At 70.9% G+C, this 18,910-nt stretch carries 20 protein-coding genes; 12 read left to right on the top strand and 8 right to left on the bottom strand.

What is annotated here, in order from left to right; all coding sequences use genetic code 11:
- Nucleotides 1–4: 4 nt before the first annotated feature.
- Entirely contained in the window at nucleotides 5–376 is a 372-nt protein-coding gene (locus ABLE53_RS16580) for a globin (RefSeq protein ID WP_348860156.1), read from the bottom strand.
- A 104-nt stretch (nucleotides 377–480) separates the two neighbouring features.
- Here ABLE53_RS16580 and ABLE53_RS16575 point away from each other — a divergent pair, with 104 nt between their 5' ends.
- Complete coding sequence (locus tag ABLE53_RS16575) at nucleotides 481–906, top strand: OsmC family peroxiredoxin (RefSeq protein WP_348860155.1); 426 nt, start codon at nucleotides 481–483, stop codon at nucleotides 904–906.
- A gap of 75 nt (nucleotides 907–981) precedes the next feature.
- On the opposite strand, the gene ABLE53_RS16570 is transcribed toward ABLE53_RS16575, so the two are convergent.
- Entirely contained in the window at nucleotides 982–1,944 is a 963-nt protein-coding gene (locus ABLE53_RS16570; protein ID WP_348860154.1) for a mechanosensitive ion channel family protein, read from the bottom strand.
- A gap of 44 nt (nucleotides 1,945–1,988) precedes the next feature.
- On the opposite strand from ABLE53_RS16570, the gene ABLE53_RS16565 reads away from it, so the two are divergent.
- Nucleotides 1,989–2,273 carry a hypothetical protein gene (locus ABLE53_RS16565; protein WP_348860152.1) on the top strand — a complete coding sequence of 95 codons (285 nt, stop codon included), beginning with the start codon at nucleotides 1,989–1,991 and terminating at the stop codon, nucleotides 2,271–2,273.
- Nucleotides 2,274–2,343: 70 nt separating this feature from the next.
- On the opposite strand, the gene pepN is transcribed toward ABLE53_RS16565, so the two are convergent.
- Nucleotides 2,344–4,887 (bottom strand): aminopeptidase N, encoded by a 2,544-nt coding sequence (gene pepN / locus ABLE53_RS16560; protein ID WP_348860151.1) that lies wholly within the window; start codon nucleotides 4,885–4,887, stop codon nucleotides 2,344–2,346.
- A gap of 227 nt (nucleotides 4,888–5,114) precedes the next feature.
- Between pepN and ABLE53_RS16555 the strand changes: the two genes are divergently transcribed.
- From ABLE53_RS16555 to ABLE53_RS16530, 6 genes are all read left to right on the top strand, one after another.
- Nucleotides 5,115–6,707 (top strand): CHAP domain-containing protein, encoded by a 1,593-nt coding sequence (locus ABLE53_RS16555; protein ID WP_348860149.1) that lies wholly within the window; start codon nucleotides 5,115–5,117, stop codon nucleotides 6,705–6,707.
- A gap of 39 nt (nucleotides 6,708–6,746) precedes the next feature.
- Nucleotides 6,747–7,349 (top strand): mycothiol-dependent nitroreductase Rv2466c family protein, encoded by a 603-nt coding sequence (locus ABLE53_RS16550; protein ID WP_348860148.1) that lies wholly within the window; start codon nucleotides 6,747–6,749, stop codon nucleotides 7,347–7,349.
- A 77-nt stretch (nucleotides 7,350–7,426) separates the two neighbouring features.
- Nucleotides 7,427–7,972, top strand: coding sequence for a TIGR03086 family metal-binding protein (locus ABLE53_RS16545; RefSeq protein ID WP_348860147.1), 546 nt, complete (start codon nucleotides 7,427–7,429; stop codon nucleotides 7,970–7,972).
- A gap of 89 nt (nucleotides 7,973–8,061) precedes the next feature.
- Complete coding sequence (locus ABLE53_RS16540) at nucleotides 8,062–9,267, top strand: peptidoglycan recognition protein family protein (protein WP_348860146.1); 1,206 nt, start codon at nucleotides 8,062–8,064, stop codon at nucleotides 9,265–9,267.
- 69 nt (nucleotides 9,268–9,336) lie between these two features.
- The gene (gene metG / locus ABLE53_RS16535) at nucleotides 9,337–11,157 is read left to right on the top strand and encodes a methionine--tRNA ligase (protein WP_348860145.1); all 1,821 of its coding nucleotides are present in this window, start codon (nucleotides 9,337–9,339) and stop codon (nucleotides 11,155–11,157) included.
- The gene (locus tag ABLE53_RS16530) at nucleotides 11,154–11,345 is read left to right on the top strand and encodes a hypothetical protein (protein ID WP_348860144.1); all 192 of its coding nucleotides are present in this window, start codon (nucleotides 11,154–11,156) and stop codon (nucleotides 11,343–11,345) included. The genes metG and ABLE53_RS16530 overlap by 4 nt, the downstream gene beginning before the upstream one ends.
- Here the strand turns inward: ABLE53_RS16530 and ABLE53_RS16525 are convergent.
- Both ABLE53_RS16525 and ABLE53_RS16520 read right to left on the bottom strand, forming a co-directional pair.
- Nucleotides 11,326–11,709 (bottom strand): type II toxin-antitoxin system VapC family toxin, encoded by a 384-nt coding sequence (locus tag ABLE53_RS16525; protein WP_348860143.1) that lies wholly within the window; start codon nucleotides 11,707–11,709, stop codon nucleotides 11,326–11,328. The genes ABLE53_RS16530 and ABLE53_RS16525 overlap by 20 nt on opposite strands.
- Nucleotides 11,706–11,951, bottom strand: a complete 246-nt coding sequence (locus ABLE53_RS16520; protein ID WP_348860142.1) for a type II toxin-antitoxin system Phd/YefM family antitoxin — start codon at nucleotides 11,949–11,951, stop codon at nucleotides 11,706–11,708. Before ABLE53_RS16520 ends, ABLE53_RS16525 begins: the two co-directional genes overlap by 4 nt.
- Nucleotides 11,952–11,974: 23 nt before the next feature.
- Here ABLE53_RS16520 and ABLE53_RS16515 point away from each other — a divergent pair, with 23 nt between their 5' ends.
- Complete coding sequence (locus tag ABLE53_RS16515; RefSeq protein WP_348860141.1) at nucleotides 11,975–12,745, top strand: DUF3626 domain-containing protein; 771 nt, start codon at nucleotides 11,975–11,977, stop codon at nucleotides 12,743–12,745.
- Here ABLE53_RS16515 and ABLE53_RS16510 read toward each other — a convergent pair.
- From ABLE53_RS16510 to ABLE53_RS16500, 3 genes are all read right to left on the bottom strand, one after another.
- On the bottom strand, nucleotides 12,735–13,829 hold the full coding sequence (locus ABLE53_RS16510; protein ID WP_348860140.1) for a DNA glycosylase AlkZ-like family protein: 1,095 nt from the start codon (nucleotides 13,827–13,829) through the stop codon (nucleotides 12,735–12,737). The two genes, ABLE53_RS16515 and ABLE53_RS16510, sit on opposite strands and share 11 nt — an antisense overlap.
- Nucleotides 13,830–13,875: 46 nt before the next feature.
- The gene (locus ABLE53_RS16505; RefSeq protein ID WP_348860139.1) at nucleotides 13,876–15,555 is read right to left on the bottom strand and encodes a DUF885 domain-containing protein; all 1,680 of its coding nucleotides are present in this window, start codon (nucleotides 15,553–15,555) and stop codon (nucleotides 13,876–13,878) included.
- Between the two features lie 70 nt (nucleotides 15,556–15,625).
- Nucleotides 15,626–16,054: a VOC family protein gene (locus tag ABLE53_RS16500; protein ID WP_348860138.1), complete on the bottom strand. Its 429-nt coding sequence runs from the start codon at nucleotides 16,052–16,054 to the stop codon at nucleotides 15,626–15,628.
- Nucleotides 16,055–16,178: 124 nt separating this feature from the next.
- On the opposite strand from ABLE53_RS16500, the gene ABLE53_RS16495 reads away from it, so the two are divergent.
- The 3 genes from ABLE53_RS16495 (at nucleotide 16,179) to ABLE53_RS16485 (ending at nucleotide 18,906) form a co-directional block, all read left to right on the top strand.
- Nucleotides 16,179–17,000: a M55 family metallopeptidase gene (locus ABLE53_RS16495; RefSeq protein WP_348860137.1), complete on the top strand. Its 822-nt coding sequence runs from the start codon at nucleotides 16,179–16,181 to the stop codon at nucleotides 16,998–17,000.
- A gap of 72 nt (nucleotides 17,001–17,072) precedes the next feature.
- Nucleotides 17,073–17,621, top strand: coding sequence for a SigE family RNA polymerase sigma factor (locus ABLE53_RS16490; protein WP_348860135.1), 549 nt, complete (start codon nucleotides 17,073–17,075; stop codon nucleotides 17,619–17,621).
- Nucleotides 17,614–18,906 (top strand): hypothetical protein, encoded by a 1,293-nt coding sequence (locus tag ABLE53_RS16485; RefSeq protein ID WP_348860134.1) that lies wholly within the window; start codon nucleotides 17,614–17,616, stop codon nucleotides 18,904–18,906. The genes ABLE53_RS16490 and ABLE53_RS16485 overlap by 8 nt, the downstream gene beginning before the upstream one ends.
- Nucleotides 18,907–18,910 lie beyond the last annotated feature (4 nt).

Below are 18,910 nucleotides of genomic sequence, written 5' to 3'. Positions count from 1 at the left end.
GGACTCAGCCGGGAGTGTTGACCATGAAGGTCGCGGCGTGGGTGACGTAGGCCCAGAACTCGGCGTCCTGCTCCGGGGTGAGCTTCGCGGCGTCGAGCCCGGCGCGGAAGTGGACAAGCCAGCGGTCGCGCGCCTCCGGAGTCACCGCGAACGGCGCGTGCCGCATCCGCAGCCGCGGGTGGCCGCGGCGCTCGGAGTACGTCGTCGGGCCGCCCCAGTACTGGCACAGGAACAGCAGGAACCGCTCCTCGGCCGGGCCGAGGTCCTCCTCCGGGTAGAGCGGCCGCAGCACCTCGTCCTCCGCGACCCCGGCATAGAAGGTGGAGACGATCGTGCGCATGGTCTCCATGCCGCCGATCTCGTCGTAGAACGTCACGCCACCATTGTGCCGAGCCCGCGGTTGCGTCCGCCCATCGGAGTGCAAGGATCGAGCGTAAGCGTCCACACAGACGGACTGTCCACCATCGAAGGAGATCGCGCATGGCCACCACTCGCACCGCCACGACCGTCTGGGAGGGCACCCTCTTCGAGGGGGCCGGCAAGGTCACGCTGGAGTCCTCCGGCCTCGGCACGTTCGACGTCAACTGGCCGTCCCGCGCCGAGGAGGCCAACGGCAAGACCAGCCCCGAGGAGCTCATCGGCGCCGCCCACTCGGCCTGTTTCTCGATGGCTTTCTCCAACGGACTGGCCCAGAACGAGACGCCGGCGACCAGCCTGCAGACCTCGGCTGCGGTCGAGTTCACGCCCGGGACCGGCATCACCGGCATCAAGCTGACTGTCCGCGGCGTCGTCCCCGGCGTCGACAACGACACCTTCGTCAAGCTCGCCGAGGAGGCCAAGGCGAATTGCCCGGTCAGCCAGGCGCTCACCGGCACCACGATCACCCTCGACGCCGCACTCGCGTAGGCGGCGTACGACGACGGAGGCCCGCGGCTCGAGCCGCGGGCCTCCTGTCGTCAGTGGGGTGTGATAGGGCGCTGCTCAGCCCGCGTCGGAGGTAGGGGTGTCCGACGTCGCCGTGGCCGCCTCGGCGGCCTTCTTCTCCTCGCGCTTCTCCTCGCGGTGCCACACGACCCGCTGCTGGAACGGGATCTCGATCCCCTCGTGGTCGAAGCGGGTCTTGATCCGCTGGCGCAGCTCGCGGGCGACGCCCCACTGCTCCAGCGGCTGGGTCTTGACCAGGACGCGGAGCGTCACCGAGTCGGGCGCCAGGGCCTCGACGCCGGTCACCTCCGGCTCCTCGATCACGACGTTCTTGAAGTCGTCGTCCGCCCACAGGTCGTGGGCGACCTCCTGGAGGATCCGCTTCGCGCGGGCGATGTCCTCGCCGTACGCGATGCCGACGTCGATGACCGCGCGCGACCAGTTCTGGCTCATGTTGCCGACGCTGAGGATCTCGCCGTTGGGGACGTACCAGACCGTGCCGTCCAGCGCTCGCAGCCGGGTGACGCGCAGGCTGACCGCCTCGACGGTGCCGCTGGCGGCTCCGACGTTGACGACGTCGCCGACGCCGTACTGGTCCTCGAAGATCATGCAGATGCCGGACAGGTAGTCCTTGACCAGCGACTGGGCGCCGAAGCCGAGGGCAAGGCCGATGATCCCGGCGCTGGCGATGATCGGGGCGATGTTGATGCCGAGCTCGCCCAGGGTCATGGTCCCGAAGATCACGAAGATGATCCCGGTGACGACGCTCTTGAGCATCCCGCCCATCGTCTTGGTGCGCTGCACCCGGCGGGCGGACGTGCTGAGTCGGTCGGCGAAGCGGTCGGCGAGCCTCTCGGGAAGGACGCCGCCCGCGGCGCGTTGGATGAGCCGGTCGACGAGGCGGTGCAGGACCCATCGCAGGATCAGGGCGACCGCGATGAGACAGACGATCGCCACGACTCTTCGGATGGCGACGTCTGCGAAGTCGGTGAGTCTCTCGGACAGGTCGAGAACAAACATGGGCCCCAGTATGGCGGCCGGGTGGTGGGCGGTAATCTGGCGCCGTGAGCACGTCCTTCGCCCGCCGCGCCGCCGCCGTGGCCGCCGGCACCACCGCTGTCGTCGCGTCCTCGACCGTCCTCGCCGGACCCGCGTCCGCCGGGGTCCCGCAGGGCTGGGCACCCCACGAGGACATGAACGCCGTCCACTTCCTCACGATCATCCTCTTCATCCCGATCGTCGTGGCGGCCGTCATCTCGCTGCTCGTCCTACTGCCCGGGATCATCCGCGGCGAGGGTCTGCTGCCCAAGGTCCACACCGAGTCGCAGCCACCGGTCGAGCGCCACTGAACCCCGCGCACCTACGAGCGAGCCCCCGCGAGCGATGCTCGCGGGGGCTCGGTCGTTCCGGCGACGGGGGCTACTCGGCGTCCTTCCTCTGCGCGGCCAGGGCGCGGGCGACCTCGTCGCGGCCCTCGCGCACGTAGCGCTTCGCGGCCGGCTCGGCCGGTGAGGACTCGAGCCACTCGTCGGCCTTCGCGAGGAGCTCCTCGGAGGCCAACGGGAGCGGGAAGATGTACTCCAGCACCGTCGAGGCCCGGAAGGTGCCGAGGTGCTCCCACAGCGTGTCGGCCGCGGTGAAGTACTTCTCGACGTACGGCGCGAGAACCTCCTCCTGCCCCGACCGCTGGAACGACAGCACGATCGAGCGGGCGGTCTCGTTGGCCACGTCGGTGCGTACGACGACGGCGTCCCACGCCTCCGCCTTCGCCTCCGCGGTGGGCTGCGCGGCACGCGCGGCGGCAGCCTTCTCCTGCCCAGAGATGGTGTTGTCGCGCTCGAGCTCCGCGGCGATCTCGGCCTCCCCGGCAGCGCCCGCGGCCGCCAGGCCGGTGAGCAGCGCCCAGCGCAGGTCCTGGTCGACGTCGAGGCCGTCGTAGGTCAGCGAGCCGTCGAGCAGCGCTCGCAGGTCGGCGAGCGCCTGCTCGGCGTGTGCCGCGGCGGCGTAGGACCGCACGAAGGTGAGCTGATGGTCGCTCCCGGGCTCGGCCCGGGCGAGCAGCTCCTTGAGCCCGGCCTCCCAGCGGTCCCTGAGCGCGGCGCGGTTGGCCGGCGCGGAGAGCCGGTTGACCGCCTGGGCGGCGAAGGCCGGGATCCGGGTGACACCCCAGCTGTCGGTCTCGGCGCCGATGTTGGCGAGCACGAGGGTGACGAAGTCGGTGGCGCTCATCTCGGCGTCGCGGGTCATGTCCCACGCGGCGCCCCAGATGAGGGCGCGGGCGAGCGAGTCGTCGAGCTGGGACAGGCTCGTCAGCGCGGTCTCGAGCGAGCGCTCGTCGAGCCGGATCTTGGCGTAGGCGAGATCTCCCTCGTTCAGCAGCAGCAGGTCGGGCTGCCTCACGCCGGCCAGCTGGGGGATCTCGGTGAGCTCGCCCTGGACGTCGACCTCGAAGGAGTCGCGACGGACCAGCTTGTCGCCGTCCTCGTCGTACAGGCCGATGCCGATCCGGTGGCGCCGCAGCGTCGGGTGGTCGGGGTGCGCGCTCTGGCGTACGGCGAAGGTGGCGTACTCGCCATGCTCGGTGAGCGTGAACTCGGGCGCGAGCGTGTTGACCCCCGCGGTCTGCAGCCACTCCTGCGCCCAGCCCTGGAGCTCGCGGCCCGAGGCCTCCTCGAGGTGGCGGAGCAGGTCGGCGAACTCGGAGTTGGCGTAGGCGAACTCCTTGAAGTAGGCGCGCAGGCCGGTCAGGAACGGCTCGAGCCCGACCCAGGCGACCAGCTGCTTGAGCACCGAGGCGCCCTTGGCGTAGGTGATCATGTCGAAGTTCACCTCGACCGCCTGCAGGTCGTAGTTGTCGGCGGCGATCGGGTGGGTGGTCGGCAGCTGGTCCTGGCGGTAGCCGGTCTGCTTGCGGGCGTTCGCGAAGCCGGTCCAGGCATCGGTGAACTCGGTGGCGTTGACCTGCGCGTGGTAGCAGGCCCACTCGGCGAACGACTCGTTGAGCCACAGGTCGTCCCACCACTTCATCGTCACGAGGTCGCCGAACCACATGTGGGCCATCTCGTGCAGGATGACCGAGCAGCGGAAGTCGTAGAACGAGCGCGGCTGGCGGCTGCGGGGGAGGTACTCGTCGCGCAGCGTCACCGCGCCGGCGTTCTCCATCGCGCCCATGTTGTACTCCGGCACGTAGAGCTGGTCGTACTTCCCGAACGGGTAGGGGAAGTCGAAGGCCTCCTCGAAGAACCTGAAGCCCTGCTTCGTGATCTTCACGATCTCGTCGCGGTCGAGGTACGGCACGAGCGACTGGCGGCAGTAGTGGCCGAGCGGGATCGCGCCGTACGCGCCCTCGTAGACGTCGTGCACCGCGTGGTACTCACCGGCGATCAGCGCGGTGATGTAGGTCGACATCCGCCTGGTCGGCTCGAAGTCCCAGCGCGCCCTGCCGTCGCCCAGCGGGACCGGCTCGGGTGAGGGGGAGTTGGAGACGACCGTCCAGCCCTCCGGCGCGCTCACGTGGAAGGTGAAGACCGACTTGAGGTCGGGCTGCTCGAAGCTCGTGTAGACGCGGCGGGCATCAGGAACCTCGAACTGCGAGTAGGTGTAGACGCGGTCGTCGGCGGGGTCGACGAAGCGGTGCAGCCCCTCGCCGGTGTGGGAGTAGGTGCAGTCCGCCTTCACGACCAGCACGTTGTCGGCAGCCAGGTCCGGCAGCGCGATCCGGCTGTCGGCGTACGACGTCGCGGGGTCGAGCGGCACGCCGTTGAGCGTGATCTCGTGGACCGTCGCGTCCACCAGATCGGCGAACGTCGAGGCCCCCGGCGAGGAGCAGGTGAAGGCGATCGTGGTGGTCGAGGCGAACGTCTCGGGACCGGTGGTGAGGTCCAGCTCGATGTCGTACGACGTGACGTCGAGGAGTGCTGCGCGGGTCTGCGCCTCCTCGCGCGTGAGGTTGGTTCCTGGCATGCCCGGAATCCTCTCATCCGGATCCCGACACCCCGTGATCGCCCGCATTCCGACAACGGAAGGCAAAGAAATTCGAGGCCATTCACGCGGGGAAAGCAAAAATACAGAATTGTAATTCCGCCACGCCGGTTTCAATGCTTGACAACTTTCCCTAGGGTGCTCACGTGCCTCAGAAGTCACATGCGCATCAGAACATCACGAGAGTCACACGGCTCGTGGCCGGGTCCGTGGCTCTCCTGCTGTCCGCGCTCTGCCTCCAGGTCGTTGTCCCGAAGCTCTCGCCGCCGGCATCGGCGAGCTCGTCGCTGCTCTGCGTCGGGTTCTCGAGCTGCGGCAGCCAAGGCATGAAGAACGCCGGCTACCACGAGCACTGGGGCCACATGTACTGGCGGATGTACTCCGGCCGGAACTGCGTGAACTACGCGGCCTACCGGATGGTGCAGGCAGGGATGCCCGACGTACGCCCCTGGTCGGGCAGCGGGAACGCGACCAACTGGGGCCGCGCGATGAGCTCGATCACCGACCACACGCCGGTGGTCGGCTCGATCGCGTGGTGGCGCGGAGGCGCGCAGGGCGCGAGCTCGCTGGGCCACGTGGCGTACGTCGAGCGGGTCGTCTCCTCGAGCGAGATCATCGTCTCGGAGTCGAACTGGGGCAGTGACTTCGACTGGCGCCGCATCACCAAGGACAGCTACTGGCCGACCGGCTTCATCCACTTCCGCGACCGTGCCTTCAAGAACATCGTGCGACCGAAGATCGTCGGCACGCCGAAGGTGGGCGTCCACCTCACCGTCGGCGGCGGCAAGTGGCAGCCCGCCGGCAAGCCGAGCTACCAGTGGCTGCAGGACGGCAAGCCGATCCCCGGCCAGACCGGGCAGCACTTCATGCCGATCCGGACGCAGATCGGCCACCGGCTCTCGGTGCGGGTGACGGCGTCGAGGCCCAACTACCAGAGCACGTCGGTGGTCACGGCGCAGACCGCCCCGGTGGTGCCGGGCGACCTGACGATGACCGCGGAGCCCTCGATCGGCGGCACGCCCGAGGTCGGCCACGAGCTGACCGTCGACCCGGGGACGTACTCGCCGTCGGGCTACAGGACCACCGTCCAGTGGTACGCCGACGGGCAGCCGCTCCAGGGCCAGACCGGGGCGACGTACACCCCGACCCAGGACGACGCGGGCAAGACGATCACCGTCAAGGTCCACGTCACCCGGATGGGCCACAACCCGCGCGACGTCACGACCGACGCGGTCGGTCCCGTGATCGGCACGCCGGTGAAGGTCGTGAAGAAGGGCGACGTGACAGGCGCGCTGCGCCCGGGCCGGGTTCTCCACGTCGACCCGGGCCGGCTCAGCCCGGCCAGCGCGAAGCCGGTCTCGTACCAGTGGCGCCGCAACGGAGTCCCGATCCCGGGCGCTACCCACGCGACGTACCGGACCACGACGGCCGACGTCGGCCGGAAGATCACGGTCATGGTGCGGCTCGCCGCCTCCCGCCACAAGTCGATCAGCGAGAAGTACACCGGCGGCTCGGTCCGGGTGTTCCCGCGGATGACGGTGAAGGCGGACGGCGGCACGAACCGGATCGCGGTGACGGTGCGCGTGTGGGCGCCGGGCGTCGGCTTCGACGGCACGCTGGTCAGGGTGATGAGCGACAAGCGGGTCCACTGGGTCCGTGTCGTGGACGGCGTCGCGCGGACGACGTACCGCCACATGGACGCCGGGAAGCGGCGCGTGCGGGTCACCTTCGACAACGCGATGGTGGTCCCGCGGACGATCCAGGTCCCGACGCACGTGTCCGCGCGGCACGCGAGGAACTGACCGCGGAATCGACCCGGGCCGGCGATGGTTGAGGGCGACATGACGACCAACGCTGACTTCTGGTTCGACCCGGCCTGCCCGTTCGCCTGGATCACCTCGCGGTGGATCCTCGAGGTGGAGAAGGTCCGCGACGTGTCCGTGACGTGGCACATCATGAGCCTCGCCTACCTCAACCAGGACAAGGACATCCCTGAGGACTACCGCAAGCGCCTCTCCACCGCGTGGCAGCCCGTCCGGGTCTGCATGGCGGTCGACCAGCAGTACGGCCAGGAGAAGCTGGCCGAGATCTACACGGCGCTCGGCACCCGGCGTCACATCGAGAAGAAGGACTTCACCCGCGAGGTGATCGAGGACGCGCTGACCTCGGTCGGCCTGCCCGCCGAGCTCGCGGACGCGATGGACGACCCGGCGTACGACGAGGCGATCAAGAAGTCGCACCACCTCGGCATGGACCAGGTCGGCAACGACGTCGGCACGCCGACGATCGCGATGAACGGCCACGCCTTCTTCGGGCCGGTGATCTCCAAGGCGCCGAAGGGCGAGCAGGCCGGGCGGCTCTGGGACGGCTTCGCGCTCGTGACGGAGTACCCGTACGTCTACGAGCTGAAGCGCGCACGGGTCGACGAGCTCGACTTCAGCTGACCGCCGCGCGCTCGCGCCCGGCGTCGGATCCCGGCTGACCGTGGCGCGGCGACCGGCGGACGTCCTACCGTGGGCGCGTGGTCTCCCCGGACTCCCTGCGGATCCTGTCGCACGCACTCGACCAGGCCGGCGACGTGCTCGACCACGTCCACGCCGGCGTCCTGGATCACCCGACGCCGTGCTCCCGGTGGGACGTGGCGGCGCTCGCCGACCACCTGATCAACGACCCGAGGCAGTTCCTCGCAGCGATGAAGGGTGAGGACGTCGACTGGGGCGCGCCGCCGCCCCACGTGACGGAGGGCTGGGGGCCGACCTTCCGGGTGGCCGCCGACGACCTGATCCACTTCTGGCACGAGCACGCGGGCGACGACGTCCAGACGCCGCCCGAGATGCAGATCGCCGAGCTCGCCGTCCACACCTGGGACCTCGCCACGGCCCTCGGCCGGCCGCCGACGTCGTCCCTCGACCCCGAGGTCGCGGAGACCGGGCTGGGCTTCCTGCGGGCGATGCTGAAGCCCGAGATGCGAGGCGACGCGTTCGCGCCGGAGCAGACCGTGCCGGACGGCGCGGGGGTCTACGAGCGGATCGCCGCGTTCGCGGGACGTACGCCGCTGCCCGTCTGACCGCCGGCGGCGTCACACCAGTCCCACGCGACACACCGAGAACAGTCGGTCCGGACACTCGGACGCCTTCATCGTCGATGATCGTGGGCATGGGTCAGACGAGAACTCGGACTCGGGGACGTCTCCTGCCTCGCGCCGCCCCCGCGCTCCTGCTCGCCCTCGTGCCGATCGGGTACGTCGGGCCGAGCGGGGCCGGTGTGGGGCTGGAGGCCGCCTCGGCACTGTCGTCAGCGAAGACGCCGGTACTGAAGCTGAAGCCCACCGGCGGTGGCGTGAAGGAGCTCGACCTGCGGCTCGCCCCGCGGCTGCGCGTGCCGACGGAGCACGGCCGGCGTACGCCGTCGCTGCGGACGACCGGCTTCTCGATGGTCGGCGTGACCTGGACCGGCAGCCACGCGCCGAGCCGGATCCTCGTCCGTTGGCGCGAGGGCGGCCGCTTCCGTGGCTGGCACCAGATCCCGCTGCAGACCGACCTCCCCGGCGCTGCCGAGCAGGGTAAGCGGAGCGGCACGCAGCCGGTGTGGACCGGACGGCACCGCGACCTCCAGGTCGCCGTCGTCGGCACGGCGCGCCGCCTCCGGCTCACCCTCATGTCCACCGGGCCCAAGCAGGACGTCGACGCGCCGTCGATCGTCGACGGCCGGCGTACGACGCCGCGGATCAAGCCGTGGCGCTACTGGACCCGGGCGCCGTACCCGAAGCTCTACAGCCGCAAGCAGTGGGGCGCCGACCCGTCCTGGCGGAACGGGACGGTGCGCTACAACCATGTGGAGAAGCAGATCCACATCCACCACACGGCGACGTCCAACAGCTACACCCGGGGCGACGTGCCGGGGATCCTGCGCGGCATCTACCGCTACCACACCCACAGCCTGGGCTGGTTCGACATCGGCTACAACTTCCTCATCGACAAGTTCGGTCGGATCTGGGTCGGTCGCAGCGGCGGCCCCCGCAAGCTCGTCCGCGGCGCCCACACCCTCGGCTTCAACCAGAGCTCGGTGGGCGTGGCGATGATCGGCAACTACCAGAACCAGCCGCCGCCGAAGGTGGCCATCACCAAGCTGGTGCGGCTGGCGGCGTGGAAGCTGGACGCCTACCACCGCCGGGCCACCGCGAAGATCAAGGTCTGGTCGTCGGGGAGCGACAAGTACCGTCGCGGCCGCGCGGTCTGGCTGCCGGTGATCGACGGGCACCGGGACACCAACGACACCGAGTGCCCGGGGACCGCGCTCTACAACATGCTGCCGGAGATCCGGAAGCGGGTCTGGGCGCGCGAGCAGCAGTTCAACAAGTAGCCCCCGTGCCTGCGTCCGCGTCGGCCGCCGATGAATATCCGATGGCGGCGGCTCACTAGGATCGTGCCCATGAGCAAGGTCCCACCGGCCGGAGGCCGGCATGTCCTCAGCGCCGTCGCCTGGCCCTACGCCAACGGCCCGCGCCACATCGGCCACGTGGCCGGTTTCGGCGTACCCTCCGACGTCTTCAGCCGCTACATGCGGATGGCGGGCCACGAGGTGCTCATGGTCTCCGGCTCCGACGAGCACGGCACCCCGATCCTGATCGCCGCCGACGAGGCCGGCCTGTCGCCGCAGGAGCTCGCCGACAAGAACCACCGCCTCATCGCCGAGGACCTCGCCGCGCTCGGCCTGACCTACGACCTCTACACGCGTACGACGTCGCGCAACCACCACGCCGTCGTCCAGCAGCTGTTCCGCGGCGTCTGGGACAACGGCTACTTCGTCGAGGAGACGACGTACGGCGCGATCTCGCCGTCCACCGGCCGCACCCTGCCGGACCGCTACATCGAGGGCACCTGCCCCATCTGCGGGTACGACGGCGCGCGCGGCGACCAGTGCGACAACTGCGGCAACCAGCTCGACCCGCAGGACCTGATCAACCCGCGCTCGAAGATCAACGGCGAGGTGCCCGAGTTCGTCGAGACCCAGCACATCTTCCTCGACCTGCCGGCGCTCGCGGAGGCGCTGGGCGAGTGGCTCGACGACCGGGAGCGGTCCGGCACCTGGCGGCCCAACGTGATCCGGTTCAGCCAGAACATCCTCAAGGAGATCCGGCCGCGCTCGATGACGCGCGACATCGACTGGGGCATCGCGGTGCCGCTCGAGGGCTGGCAGGACAACCCGACGAAGAAGCTCTACGTCTGGTTCGACGCGGTCATCGGCTACCTCTCCGCCTCGATCGAGTGGGCCCGCCGGCAGGGCCGCCCGGACGCGTGGCGGGACTGGTGGAACGACCCTGAAGCGCTGTCGTACTACTTCATGGGCAAGGACAACATCACCTTCCACGCCCAGATCTGGCCGGCCGAGCTGCTCGCCTACAACGGCAAGGGCTCCAAGGGCGGCAGCCCGCAGGAGCTGGGCGAGCTCAACCTGCCCACCGAGGTGGTCTCCAGCGAGTTCCTGACGATGGAGGGGCGGAAGTTCTCCTCCTCGCGCAAGATCGTGATCTACGTGCGCGACCTGCTCTCGCGCTACCAGGCCGACGCGTTCCGCTACTTCGTCGCCGTCGCCGGCCCCGAGAGCCAGGACAGCGACTTCACCTGGGCCGAGTTCGTCCGTCGTACGAACGACGAGCTGGTCGCGGGCTGGGGCAACCTGGTCAACCGCACGGCCACCCTGATCGCCAAGAACTTCGGCGAGCTGCCGCCGCTGGGCGAGCTCACCGACGACGACCAGGCGATCCTCGACCTCGTGGAGGGCGCGTTCGAGACCGTCGGCGCGCTGATCGGGCGGCACCGGCAGAAGCAGGCGATCAGTGAGGCGATGCGCGCGGTCGGCGAGGTCAACCGCTACGTCTCCGACCTCGAGCCGTGGAAGCTCGCCAAGGACCCGGAGGACCGCGACCGGCTGGGCACGGTGCTGCACGTGATGGCGCAGTGCGTCGCCGACCTCAACCTCGTGCTGTCGCCGTTCCTGCCCTTCTCGGCCAACGAGGTCGACAAGGCGCTCGGCGGCAAGGGCGAGGTCGCCCCCCTCCCGCGGATCGAGGACGTCGAGGACCTCGACGGCGGCCCCGGCTACCCGATCATCACCGGCGACTACTCCGGCGCACCCGCCTGGCGGCGCCACCCGATCACGGTCGGCACCGCGGTCGGCAAGCCGACGCCGATCTTCCGCAAGCTGGACCCGTCCGTCGTCGACGAGGAGCTCGCCAGGCTGGGCTCATGACCCGGATCGCAGTCCTCGGGGACGACCGCGGCCACCGCAGCCACCAGGAGCTGAACGCGCTGCGCCCGCGGCTGCTCGAGGAGCTCGGCGTGGAGGCCACCTGGGTGCCGTCGGCGGACGCCGCCGGGGCGCCGGTCCACCCGCTCGTGCGCGCGTTCGCCGCGGCGGTCAGCTCCGCGCATCGATGATCCAGTCGTAGCCGAGAGCGAGGAGCCTTCGGTCGGCGGTGAGGAAGTCCAGCCCCTCAGCGGCGGCCTGCGCGACCAGCATCCGGTCGAACGGGTCGTGCCCTTCCAGCTCGGGGATGCTGGCGATCGAGGCGGCATGGACATCCGTGAGTGGGAGCGCCCGCAGCCCGCTCTCACCCAGCCGGTGGACGAAGTCCTCGCCGACCCGGATCTTGCCTTTCGCCTGCTTGATCCGGATCTCGACATGACTGATGGCCGAATGATGGACGAACGCGGCCGCCATGAGGCGTTCGCGCGTGCGAGGGCCGAGATTCTCGGGGGAGAGGACGAGCCAGAGGAGCGCGTTCGTGTCGAGGAGGATCACGGCTCGTACTCGTAGTCGGTGCCGCGCCAGATCTCGGCGTCCACCTCGGGACTGAAGGCGTCGTCGGCCACCCATATCTCATCGCGCAGGCCGCCGAAGACGAGGTCCGGCTTGACTGACGGGCGTAGCTCGGCGACCGGCTTGCCGGCGCGGGCGATGATCACCGTCTCGCCGCGCTCGACCCGCTCGATCAGGCGCGAGAGGTGGGTCTTCGCCTCGTGGATGTTGACCGTGGTCGGCATGGACTTAGTCTAACTTAGTCCACATGCGTGTCACGCTGCAGTTCCACCCCGACTGGCCCGCCGGCCGGACGGGCGCCGGCGGGCTGGTGATCGAGGCGATGGCGCGCGACGGCGCCTATCGCAGCCAGTTCGAGACCGGCACCTCCAACGGCGGCCTGACGGCGTACGACGGTGGCGACCGGTGGCGCTGGGAGAGCCGGCTCTTCGGCGGCAGGTACGACGCCGGGCCGGCACACCGGCGGCCGGTGTACGGCGCGCTGAACCATCACGCGCGGCCGCACGGCGGGTCGGTGAGGTTCGGCTCGGCGTACGTCAGGCTGCGGCCGGAGGTCGTGCAGCGGTCGACCTTCTGCTTCCCGGACAGCGTGTTCGAGCCCGAGCGGGTCGGCGGCCCGGAGCTGATCGACGAGCTGGTCGCCCTCGCCGCGGCGAGCGGTCACGACGACCTGGACGACTACGTCGAGGCGCATGTCCACGGCGGGGTGCGGTTCGTGCGGGACGCGGAGGCGGTCGTGCTCGACCCGTGCTTCCGCGGCACGCCGGTCGAGCGGGCCGCCTGCGACCTCGGCTGTGCGGTCGAGTTCCACCCCGGGTTCCGGGTCGCGACCGACGGGCTGGACCCGACCTACCGCGGCGAGGAGTACGTCGCGCTGGCGCAGCGGCTGGCCGAGCCGCGCGGCGGCGTCCTCACCCCCGACCTCGTCGGGGCCGCCGCGCGCTCTGCCGAGCAGGACCCGCAGGCCCTGAAGCGGGTCTGGCACTACCTCGCGCGCTTCGGCCGGGTCAGCGGCTGATCTCCAGCCCGAGCCACTCGGCGAGCGCGTCGATCTCGGCCTCGACGGCGTCGCCGATCTCGGGGTCCCATGGGAAGTCCTCGTGGACGGCGAAGACGCGGAGCAGCCCCTTCTTGCGGTCAGCCTTGGCATCCAGCTTCCCGACCAGCCGGTCGCCGTGCAGGATCGGCAGGGCGAAGTAGCCCCAGCGGCGCTGCGCGGCCGGCTTGTACATCTCCAGGACGTACTCGAAGTCGAAGATGTCGAGCGCCCGGTCGCGGTCGTAGACGAGCCGGTCGTACGGCGACAGCAGGGCGGTCCGCCCCTCGAAGGGCGACCCGAGCGCCTCGACTGCGTCCGGGTCGACCCGCCAGGTCCCCTCGACGCCCTCGACCGTGCAGGGAGCGCCGAGGCCGCCGGTGCCCAGCTCCTCGCCGCCGTTGCCCTTGCTGGTGGCCCGCGCGATGCCGAGCGAGCCCAGCCGGCGGCGGTCGAGCAGGGCCCGCGCCTCGTCGGCGGCCGGTACCTCCAGGTCGGCCGGGTAGACCCGCTCGGCCAGGTCCCATGTCCGGAGCTTGCCGCGGCGGCCACTGATCGCGACCTCGCCGAGCCGGTTGAGCAGGGTGAGCATCCGGTCCACGGATCTGTCGTTGGTCCAGCCGCTCGACTCCCACGGCACCTGAGAGGTGTCGGGGATCTCGGCCGCGGTAAGGGGGCCTTCGCCGTCCAGCCGGGCGAGTACGTCGGCACGGAAGTCGGCGTTGGCCTCCACCCACTCGAGCGCGGTCGGGTGGATCCGGTGCGGCTCGGTGGCCAGCAGCAGCCCGACGTCGTCCATCGGCCTGATGAACGAGGACAGCTCGACCAGCGACCGCTCTCGCTCGAGCGCGTTGGTGAGGTCGGAGTGGTCGTAGGCGTCGCCGAGCCGGGACCAGCACACCAGGTCGGCGTTGGGCGCGATGGCGGCGGTCGGATCGATCTGGATCTGGGTGAGCTCGTCGACCACCTCGACCAGCGCCCATGGCCGGCGTACGTCGAGGAGCTGGGCGCGGCAGGCGATCCGGCGGGCGTCCTGCCGGCTCAGCCGCACCTGACCCGTGGTCACCCCGCCACAACTCCCGACTCGCCGGGCCACGACCCCGGACTCGACCTCAGAGCCGGGCGAGGGCCGCGCGGAACGGGTCGAGTCCCAGCGACCCCAGGTCGAGGGCGGCGCGGTGGAACGCCTTGAGGTCGAAGGCGTCGCCCTTGCGCGCCCGGGCGTCCTCGCGGGCCTCGAGCCAGATCCGCTCGCCCACCTTGTAGGACGGCGCCTGGCCGGGCCAGCCGAGGTAGCGCTTGACCTCGAAGTCGATGAACGCGTCGTCCATGAGGCAGTGCTGGCCCATGAACTCCCGGCCCAGCGCCGGCGTCCAGGTCTCGCCGGGGTGGAAGCCGAACGGGTTGTCCTCGGGGATCGTGAGCTCGAGGTGCATCCCGATGTCGATGATCACCCGCGCGGCCCGGAAGGACTGGCCGTCGAGCATGCCGAGCCGGTCCGCCGGGTCGGCGAGGTAGCCGAGGTCGTCCATCAGCCGCTCGGCGTAGAGTGCCCAGCCCTCGCCGTGGCCGCTGACCCAGCACATCAGCCGCTGCCAGCGGTTGAGCAGGTCGGCGCGGTAGGCGGTCTGCGCGACCTGCAGGTGGTGGCCCGGGACGCCCTCGTGGAAGACCGTCGTCTTCTCCCGCCACGGGCTGAACTCCGTGACAGATTCGGGCACCTCCCACCACATCCGGCCGGGCCGGGAGAAGTCCTCGGTGGGGCCGGTGTAGTAGATCCCGCCGTCGTGGGTCGGCGCGATCATGCACTCGATCCGCCGGACCGGATCGGGGATGTCGAAGTGGACGTCGGCGAGCTCGGCGATGGTCCGGTCGGCCAGCTGCTGCATCCAGTCGCGGAACGCCTCGGCGCCCGCGATCTTGGTCGACGGGTCGGCGTCCAGGTGGGCCACCGCCTCCTGCACCCCCGCGCCGGGGAGGATCTTGTCGGCGGTCGCGGCCATGTCGTCGGAGAGCCGCTTGAGCTCCTGCCAGCCCCAGGCGTAGGTCTCCTCGAGGTCGACGACCGCGCCGAGGTAGCGCCGCGACGCGAGCGCGTAGTGGTCGCGGCCGACCGGCTCCTTCTCCTTCCCGAGCGGCTGCAGCTCGGTCTCGAGGAACGTGCCGAAGTCGGCGAACGCCGCCGACGCGCCGGCCGCCGCCTGCTGCAGCTCGTGTCGCAGCGACTCCGGCAGCGACTCGGGGGCGCGGTCCACCAGTCCGGCGAACACGTCGTCGTCGCCGCGCTGGGCGGTCCAGCCCCTGATCTGCTCGGCCACCTCGGCGTACTGCCTCGCGGCGACCACCCGGCCGGCGGCCGCCTCCTCGGTCAGCGTCGTGCGGTACTGGTCCACGGCGGCCGGGAGGCCGCCGAGGCGGGCGCGGATGTTGCCCCAGTCGTCCTCGGTGTCGGTGGCCATCAGGTCGAAGACCGCCCGGAGCTCGTGGATGCCGCTGAAGATCACCGACACGAACGGACGGTCGAGGTTCGCGTCGGCGAACTCGACGTCGAGACCGATCCGCTCGAGGAAGGCCTCCTTCGCGACCTGCTCGCGCTCGTCGGTCGGGTCGAGCGCCGCCACGTCGGCGAGCGCCCGGCGGTGCAGCTGCTCGCGCGCGTCGTAGCCGTCGGGGGAGAGGTCGGGCAGCTCGGCCTCGTGGCCGGCCACGCCGACGTACGTCGCGGTCAGGGGGTCGAGGGCGCACAGCTCCTCGACGAAGCGGTCCGTGCGCTCGTCGACAGGTCGGGTCACGAGGGCGAGACTAGGCCATCGCGTGGGTAGCCTCGGAGCGGATTTCGCACGAGCTCGAGCGGCCGGTTGCTCAGCTGCCGGCGATGTTGAACATCCAGGCGATGCCGAACCTGTCGGTGAACTGGCCGAAGTAGTCGCCCCACGGCGCCTTCTCCAGGGGCATGCCGGGCTTGCCGCCCTCGGAGAGCCGGGCGAACGCCGAGGACAGCCGGTCGTACTCATCGGCCCCGCCGGTCATCGCGACGGTGATGCCGCTGGTCGGGGCGACGTACTCCATCCCCGGCGGCGTGTCGGCGGCCATGATGACCAGGCCGTCCTCGAGGTCGAGCTGGCCGTGCATCACGAGGTCGGCCGCCTCGGGCGGCACGCCCATCGACTGACCGGCGGGGTTGTCCCCGAACGTCATCGCCGTGACGGTGCCGCCGAGCGCCGACTGGTAGAACTCCAGTGCCTGCCTGGCCTCGCCCTGGAAGCTGAGATACGGGTTGAGGGTCGCCATCGCCGTCCATCTCCTCTGTCTGCAGCCGATCGCCGCTGATCAGCGCGCCTTACCACGCTAGGACTCGGCGGCGGGGCCGGGAAGGGGCGTCGGCGAGTGTTCACCTGCTGACAGACTGTCGGGCGTGAAGATCTTCATCTCCTCCGACATGGAGGGCACGGCCGGCGTCGTCGCGTGGGAGCAGTGCCGGCAGGGCGAGCCGGAGTACGAGTACTACCGCACGCTGCTCCAGAACGAGGTGAACGCCGCGATCGAGGGTGCGCAGGCAGCCGGCGCGACCGAGTTCCTGGTCAACGACTCGCACTCGACGATGCGCAACCTGCGCCCGGCCGGGCTGGCGGGGCGGGCCCGCTACCTGTCGGGCCGCCACAAGCCGCTCTACATGATGGAGGGGCTCGACGACTCCTTCGACGCGATCTTCTTCGTCTCCTACCACGGCTCGATGTCGGCCGCATCGCCCCTGTCGCACACCTACAACCCGCTCGCGATCGCCGAGGTCAGCCTCAACGGCCGGGTCGTGGGGGAGTCGGGGATCAACGCCCTGGTGGCGAAGGCGTACGGCGTACCACTCGTCCTCGTGACCGGTGACCAGGTGACCGCTGAGGAGGCGGCCCGGGTCTCGCCCGGCGTACACCCCGCCGTGGTGAAGACCGGGCTCAACCGGTTCGCCGCCGACAGCCTGCACCCCGACGAGGCCTGCGACCTGATCCGCGCCCAGGCGCAGAAGGCGGTCGAGTCGCTCGCCGAGGCGCAGCCGCCCGCGATCGACCTGCCGGCCACGCTGGCGGTGACGTTCCGCAACGCCGACCTGGCCGAGATGGCCACCTGGATCACCGGCGTACGCCGCACGGGCCAGGTCGCCGTCGAGCTGAGCGACGAGGATCCGCTGCGGCTGTTCCGCACGTTCGTCACCGTGGTGCTCCTGACCCGCGGGATCGCCGAGTAGCGCGCGCCGCTGCAACGCGACAGCGGGCCGTGGCGTAGAGGTCGTGTGAGACTTCTGCCGGAGGTGCCGATCGTGGCGGAACCCGAGGAGACCCTGCCCGAGGACAGGGCCGGGCGGGGGACCGACTTCGGCGCGTGGGTGGCCGCGCGCGGGGGCGCGCTGCAGCGCTTCGCCTACCTGGTGACCGGCAACGCCGACGAGGCCCCCGACCTGGTCCAGGACGCGCTGGCCAACGCCATGCCCCGCTGGTCCGAGCTCGCCGAGGCCGGGACCGCGGAGGCCTACGTGCGCCGCAGCATCGTCAACGGCTCGGTCTCACGCTGGCGCAAGGACAGGCGCCTCGTCGCTGTCGAGGACGTCGAGCACGTCGTACGCCGGCACACGCCGGACGCGACCGAGCGGCTCGACGACGCCGACGAGGCGTGGCAGCTCGTGCAGACACTGCCCGCGACGCAGCGCGCCGCCGTCGTGCTCCGCTTCTACGAGGACCTCTCCTTCGCCCAGATCGCGCTCGTCCTGGACTGCCCCGAGGCCACCGCGCGGTCCCACGTCCACCGGGCGCTCGCCCGACTCCGCCAGCAGCTCGCCCAGCCGCCTGAAGAGGGTGCCTCCCATGACTGACCAGCCCGATCCCGGCTTCGAGCGCGAGGAGCGCGCCTTCCGGGCGGCCCTCGAGGAGCACGCCGGCGACATCGAGCCGCACGATCTCGCCGCCCCGACGCGACCCGTACGCCGGCGGCGCACCTGGCTCGCCGCCGCGGCCGCCGCGGTCGTCGTCATCGGCGGTGCCGGCATCACCACCGCCGTCCTCGCCGGGGGCGGCGGAGGCGGCAGCGGCACGGCCGGCTCCGAGCAGGGCAGCAGCTCGCTCGCGACGGACGGGGCGGGCAAGGGCCGGAGCAACCTGCGTGGGGGCCGCAGCGTCGCCGCGGTCCTGCCGGACGCCGCGTCGGGGATGCAGTGGGTCTCGCGGTACGACGTCGCCGTCCAGGTCCCGTCGTCGTGGAGCTATGCCCAGGCGCCGTCGAAGCCGGAGTGCGTGCAGAAGCCGGGAGACACCTGGGACAACGCCCCGCGCCATCCGTACGTCGGGCTCGACCCGAGCTTCTTCGTCATGCCGATGATCGCCTGCCCCGACCCGCGGCCCGACGTGCCCGCGGAGTTCGTCAACCTGCCGCTGTCGCTGTGGCAGCCCTACCTGACGTTCGCCCGGACCGACGACGACGGTGCCGGTGGGGTGGAGGCAGGCAGCGCCGGCACGGCCGGGGGATCCACCGGCGCGAGCGGGTCGGACGGCTCCTCGACGCGGGACGGCACCTGGAGCTACCGCGGCTGGACCCTCACCCGGTGGACGGTGGGCGGCGTGCAGCTCTCGCTCCTGACCCGGACCGCCGACGCCGATCTGGCCGCGCGGATCAAGGAGTCGACGACGCGGTTCGAGGTCGACCAGAACGGCTGCCCGGCCACCTCCGACGTGCAGGCGGCCGAGCAGGCGACACCGAGCAGCGCCGCGAGCGCCTCCCGGCTCACGCCGTCGTCGGTCTCGGTGTGCCAGTACCTCCGCGGCTCCGACGGGGCCGGGCTGGTCGCCTCTCGCCGGCTGACCGGCTCCGAGATGGGTGGGCTGCTGCGCGGCATCGCGGCGGCGCCGTCGGGCAGCGGCCCCGACCAGGGCAGCGGCTGCCCGGCGACCGCGAGTCGCTCGGCGATCGAGCTCAGGTTCAACCGCGCCGGCGGCGGGGTGCCCGCGACGGCGTACGTCTACTACGGCGGATGCGACGACGGGATCCACGACTCCGACTCGGTCAGCAGGCTCACTTCCGCGGACTGCCGGCCGCTCTTCGCCGGGGCGCCGATCATGCCCGACGTCGCCTCGGTCCTCGAGGGCGTCTGCACGAAGCCGTAGCGCT

It is taken from the genome of Nocardioides asiaticus (assembly GCF_040049175.1).
Lineage (GTDB): Bacteria > Actinomycetota > Actinomycetes > Propionibacteriales > Nocardioidaceae > Nocardioides > Nocardioides cheoyonin.
The sequence above is the reverse complement of the archived record's forward strand: the minus strand, read 5'-3'. Positions and strand labels throughout refer to the sequence as shown.

Bases quoted from the DNA above. Each gene is read 5' to 3' on its own strand.
- ABLE53_RS16575 (WP_348860155.1), top strand. From the start codon at position 481: ATGGCCACCACTCGCACCGCCACGACCGTCTGGGAGGGCACCCTCTTC.
- ABLE53_RS16570 (WP_348860154.1), bottom strand. From the start codon at position 1,944: ATGTTTGTTCTCGACCTGTCCGAGAGACTCACCGACTTCGCAGACGTC.
- pepN (WP_348860151.1), bottom strand. From the start codon at position 4,887: ATGCCAGGAACCAACCTCACGCGCGAGGAGGCGCAGACCCGCGCAGCA.
- ABLE53_RS16550 (WP_348860148.1), top strand. From the start codon at position 6,747: ATGACGACCAACGCTGACTTCTGGTTCGACCCGGCCTGCCCGTTCGCC.
- ABLE53_RS16540 (WP_348860146.1), top strand. From the start codon at position 8,062: ATGGGTCAGACGAGAACTCGGACTCGGGGACGTCTCCTGCCTCGCGCC.
- metG (WP_348860145.1), top strand. From the start codon at position 9,337: ATGAGCAAGGTCCCACCGGCCGGAGGCCGGCATGTCCTCAGCGCCGTC.
- ABLE53_RS16530 (WP_348860144.1), top strand. From the start codon at position 11,154: ATGACCCGGATCGCAGTCCTCGGGGACGACCGCGGCCACCGCAGCCAC.
- ABLE53_RS16520 (WP_348860142.1), bottom strand. From the start codon at position 11,951: ATGCCGACCACGGTCAACATCCACGAGGCGAAGACCCACCTCTCGCGC.
- ABLE53_RS16515 (WP_348860141.1), top strand. From the start codon at position 11,975: ATGCGTGTCACGCTGCAGTTCCACCCCGACTGGCCCGCCGGCCGGACG.
- ABLE53_RS16500 (WP_348860138.1), bottom strand. From the start codon at position 16,054: ATGGCGACCCTCAACCCGTATCTCAGCTTCCAGGGCGAGGCCAGGCAG.
- ABLE53_RS16485 (WP_348860134.1), top strand. From the start codon at position 17,614: ATGACTGACCAGCCCGATCCCGGCTTCGAGCGCGAGGAGCGCGCCTTC.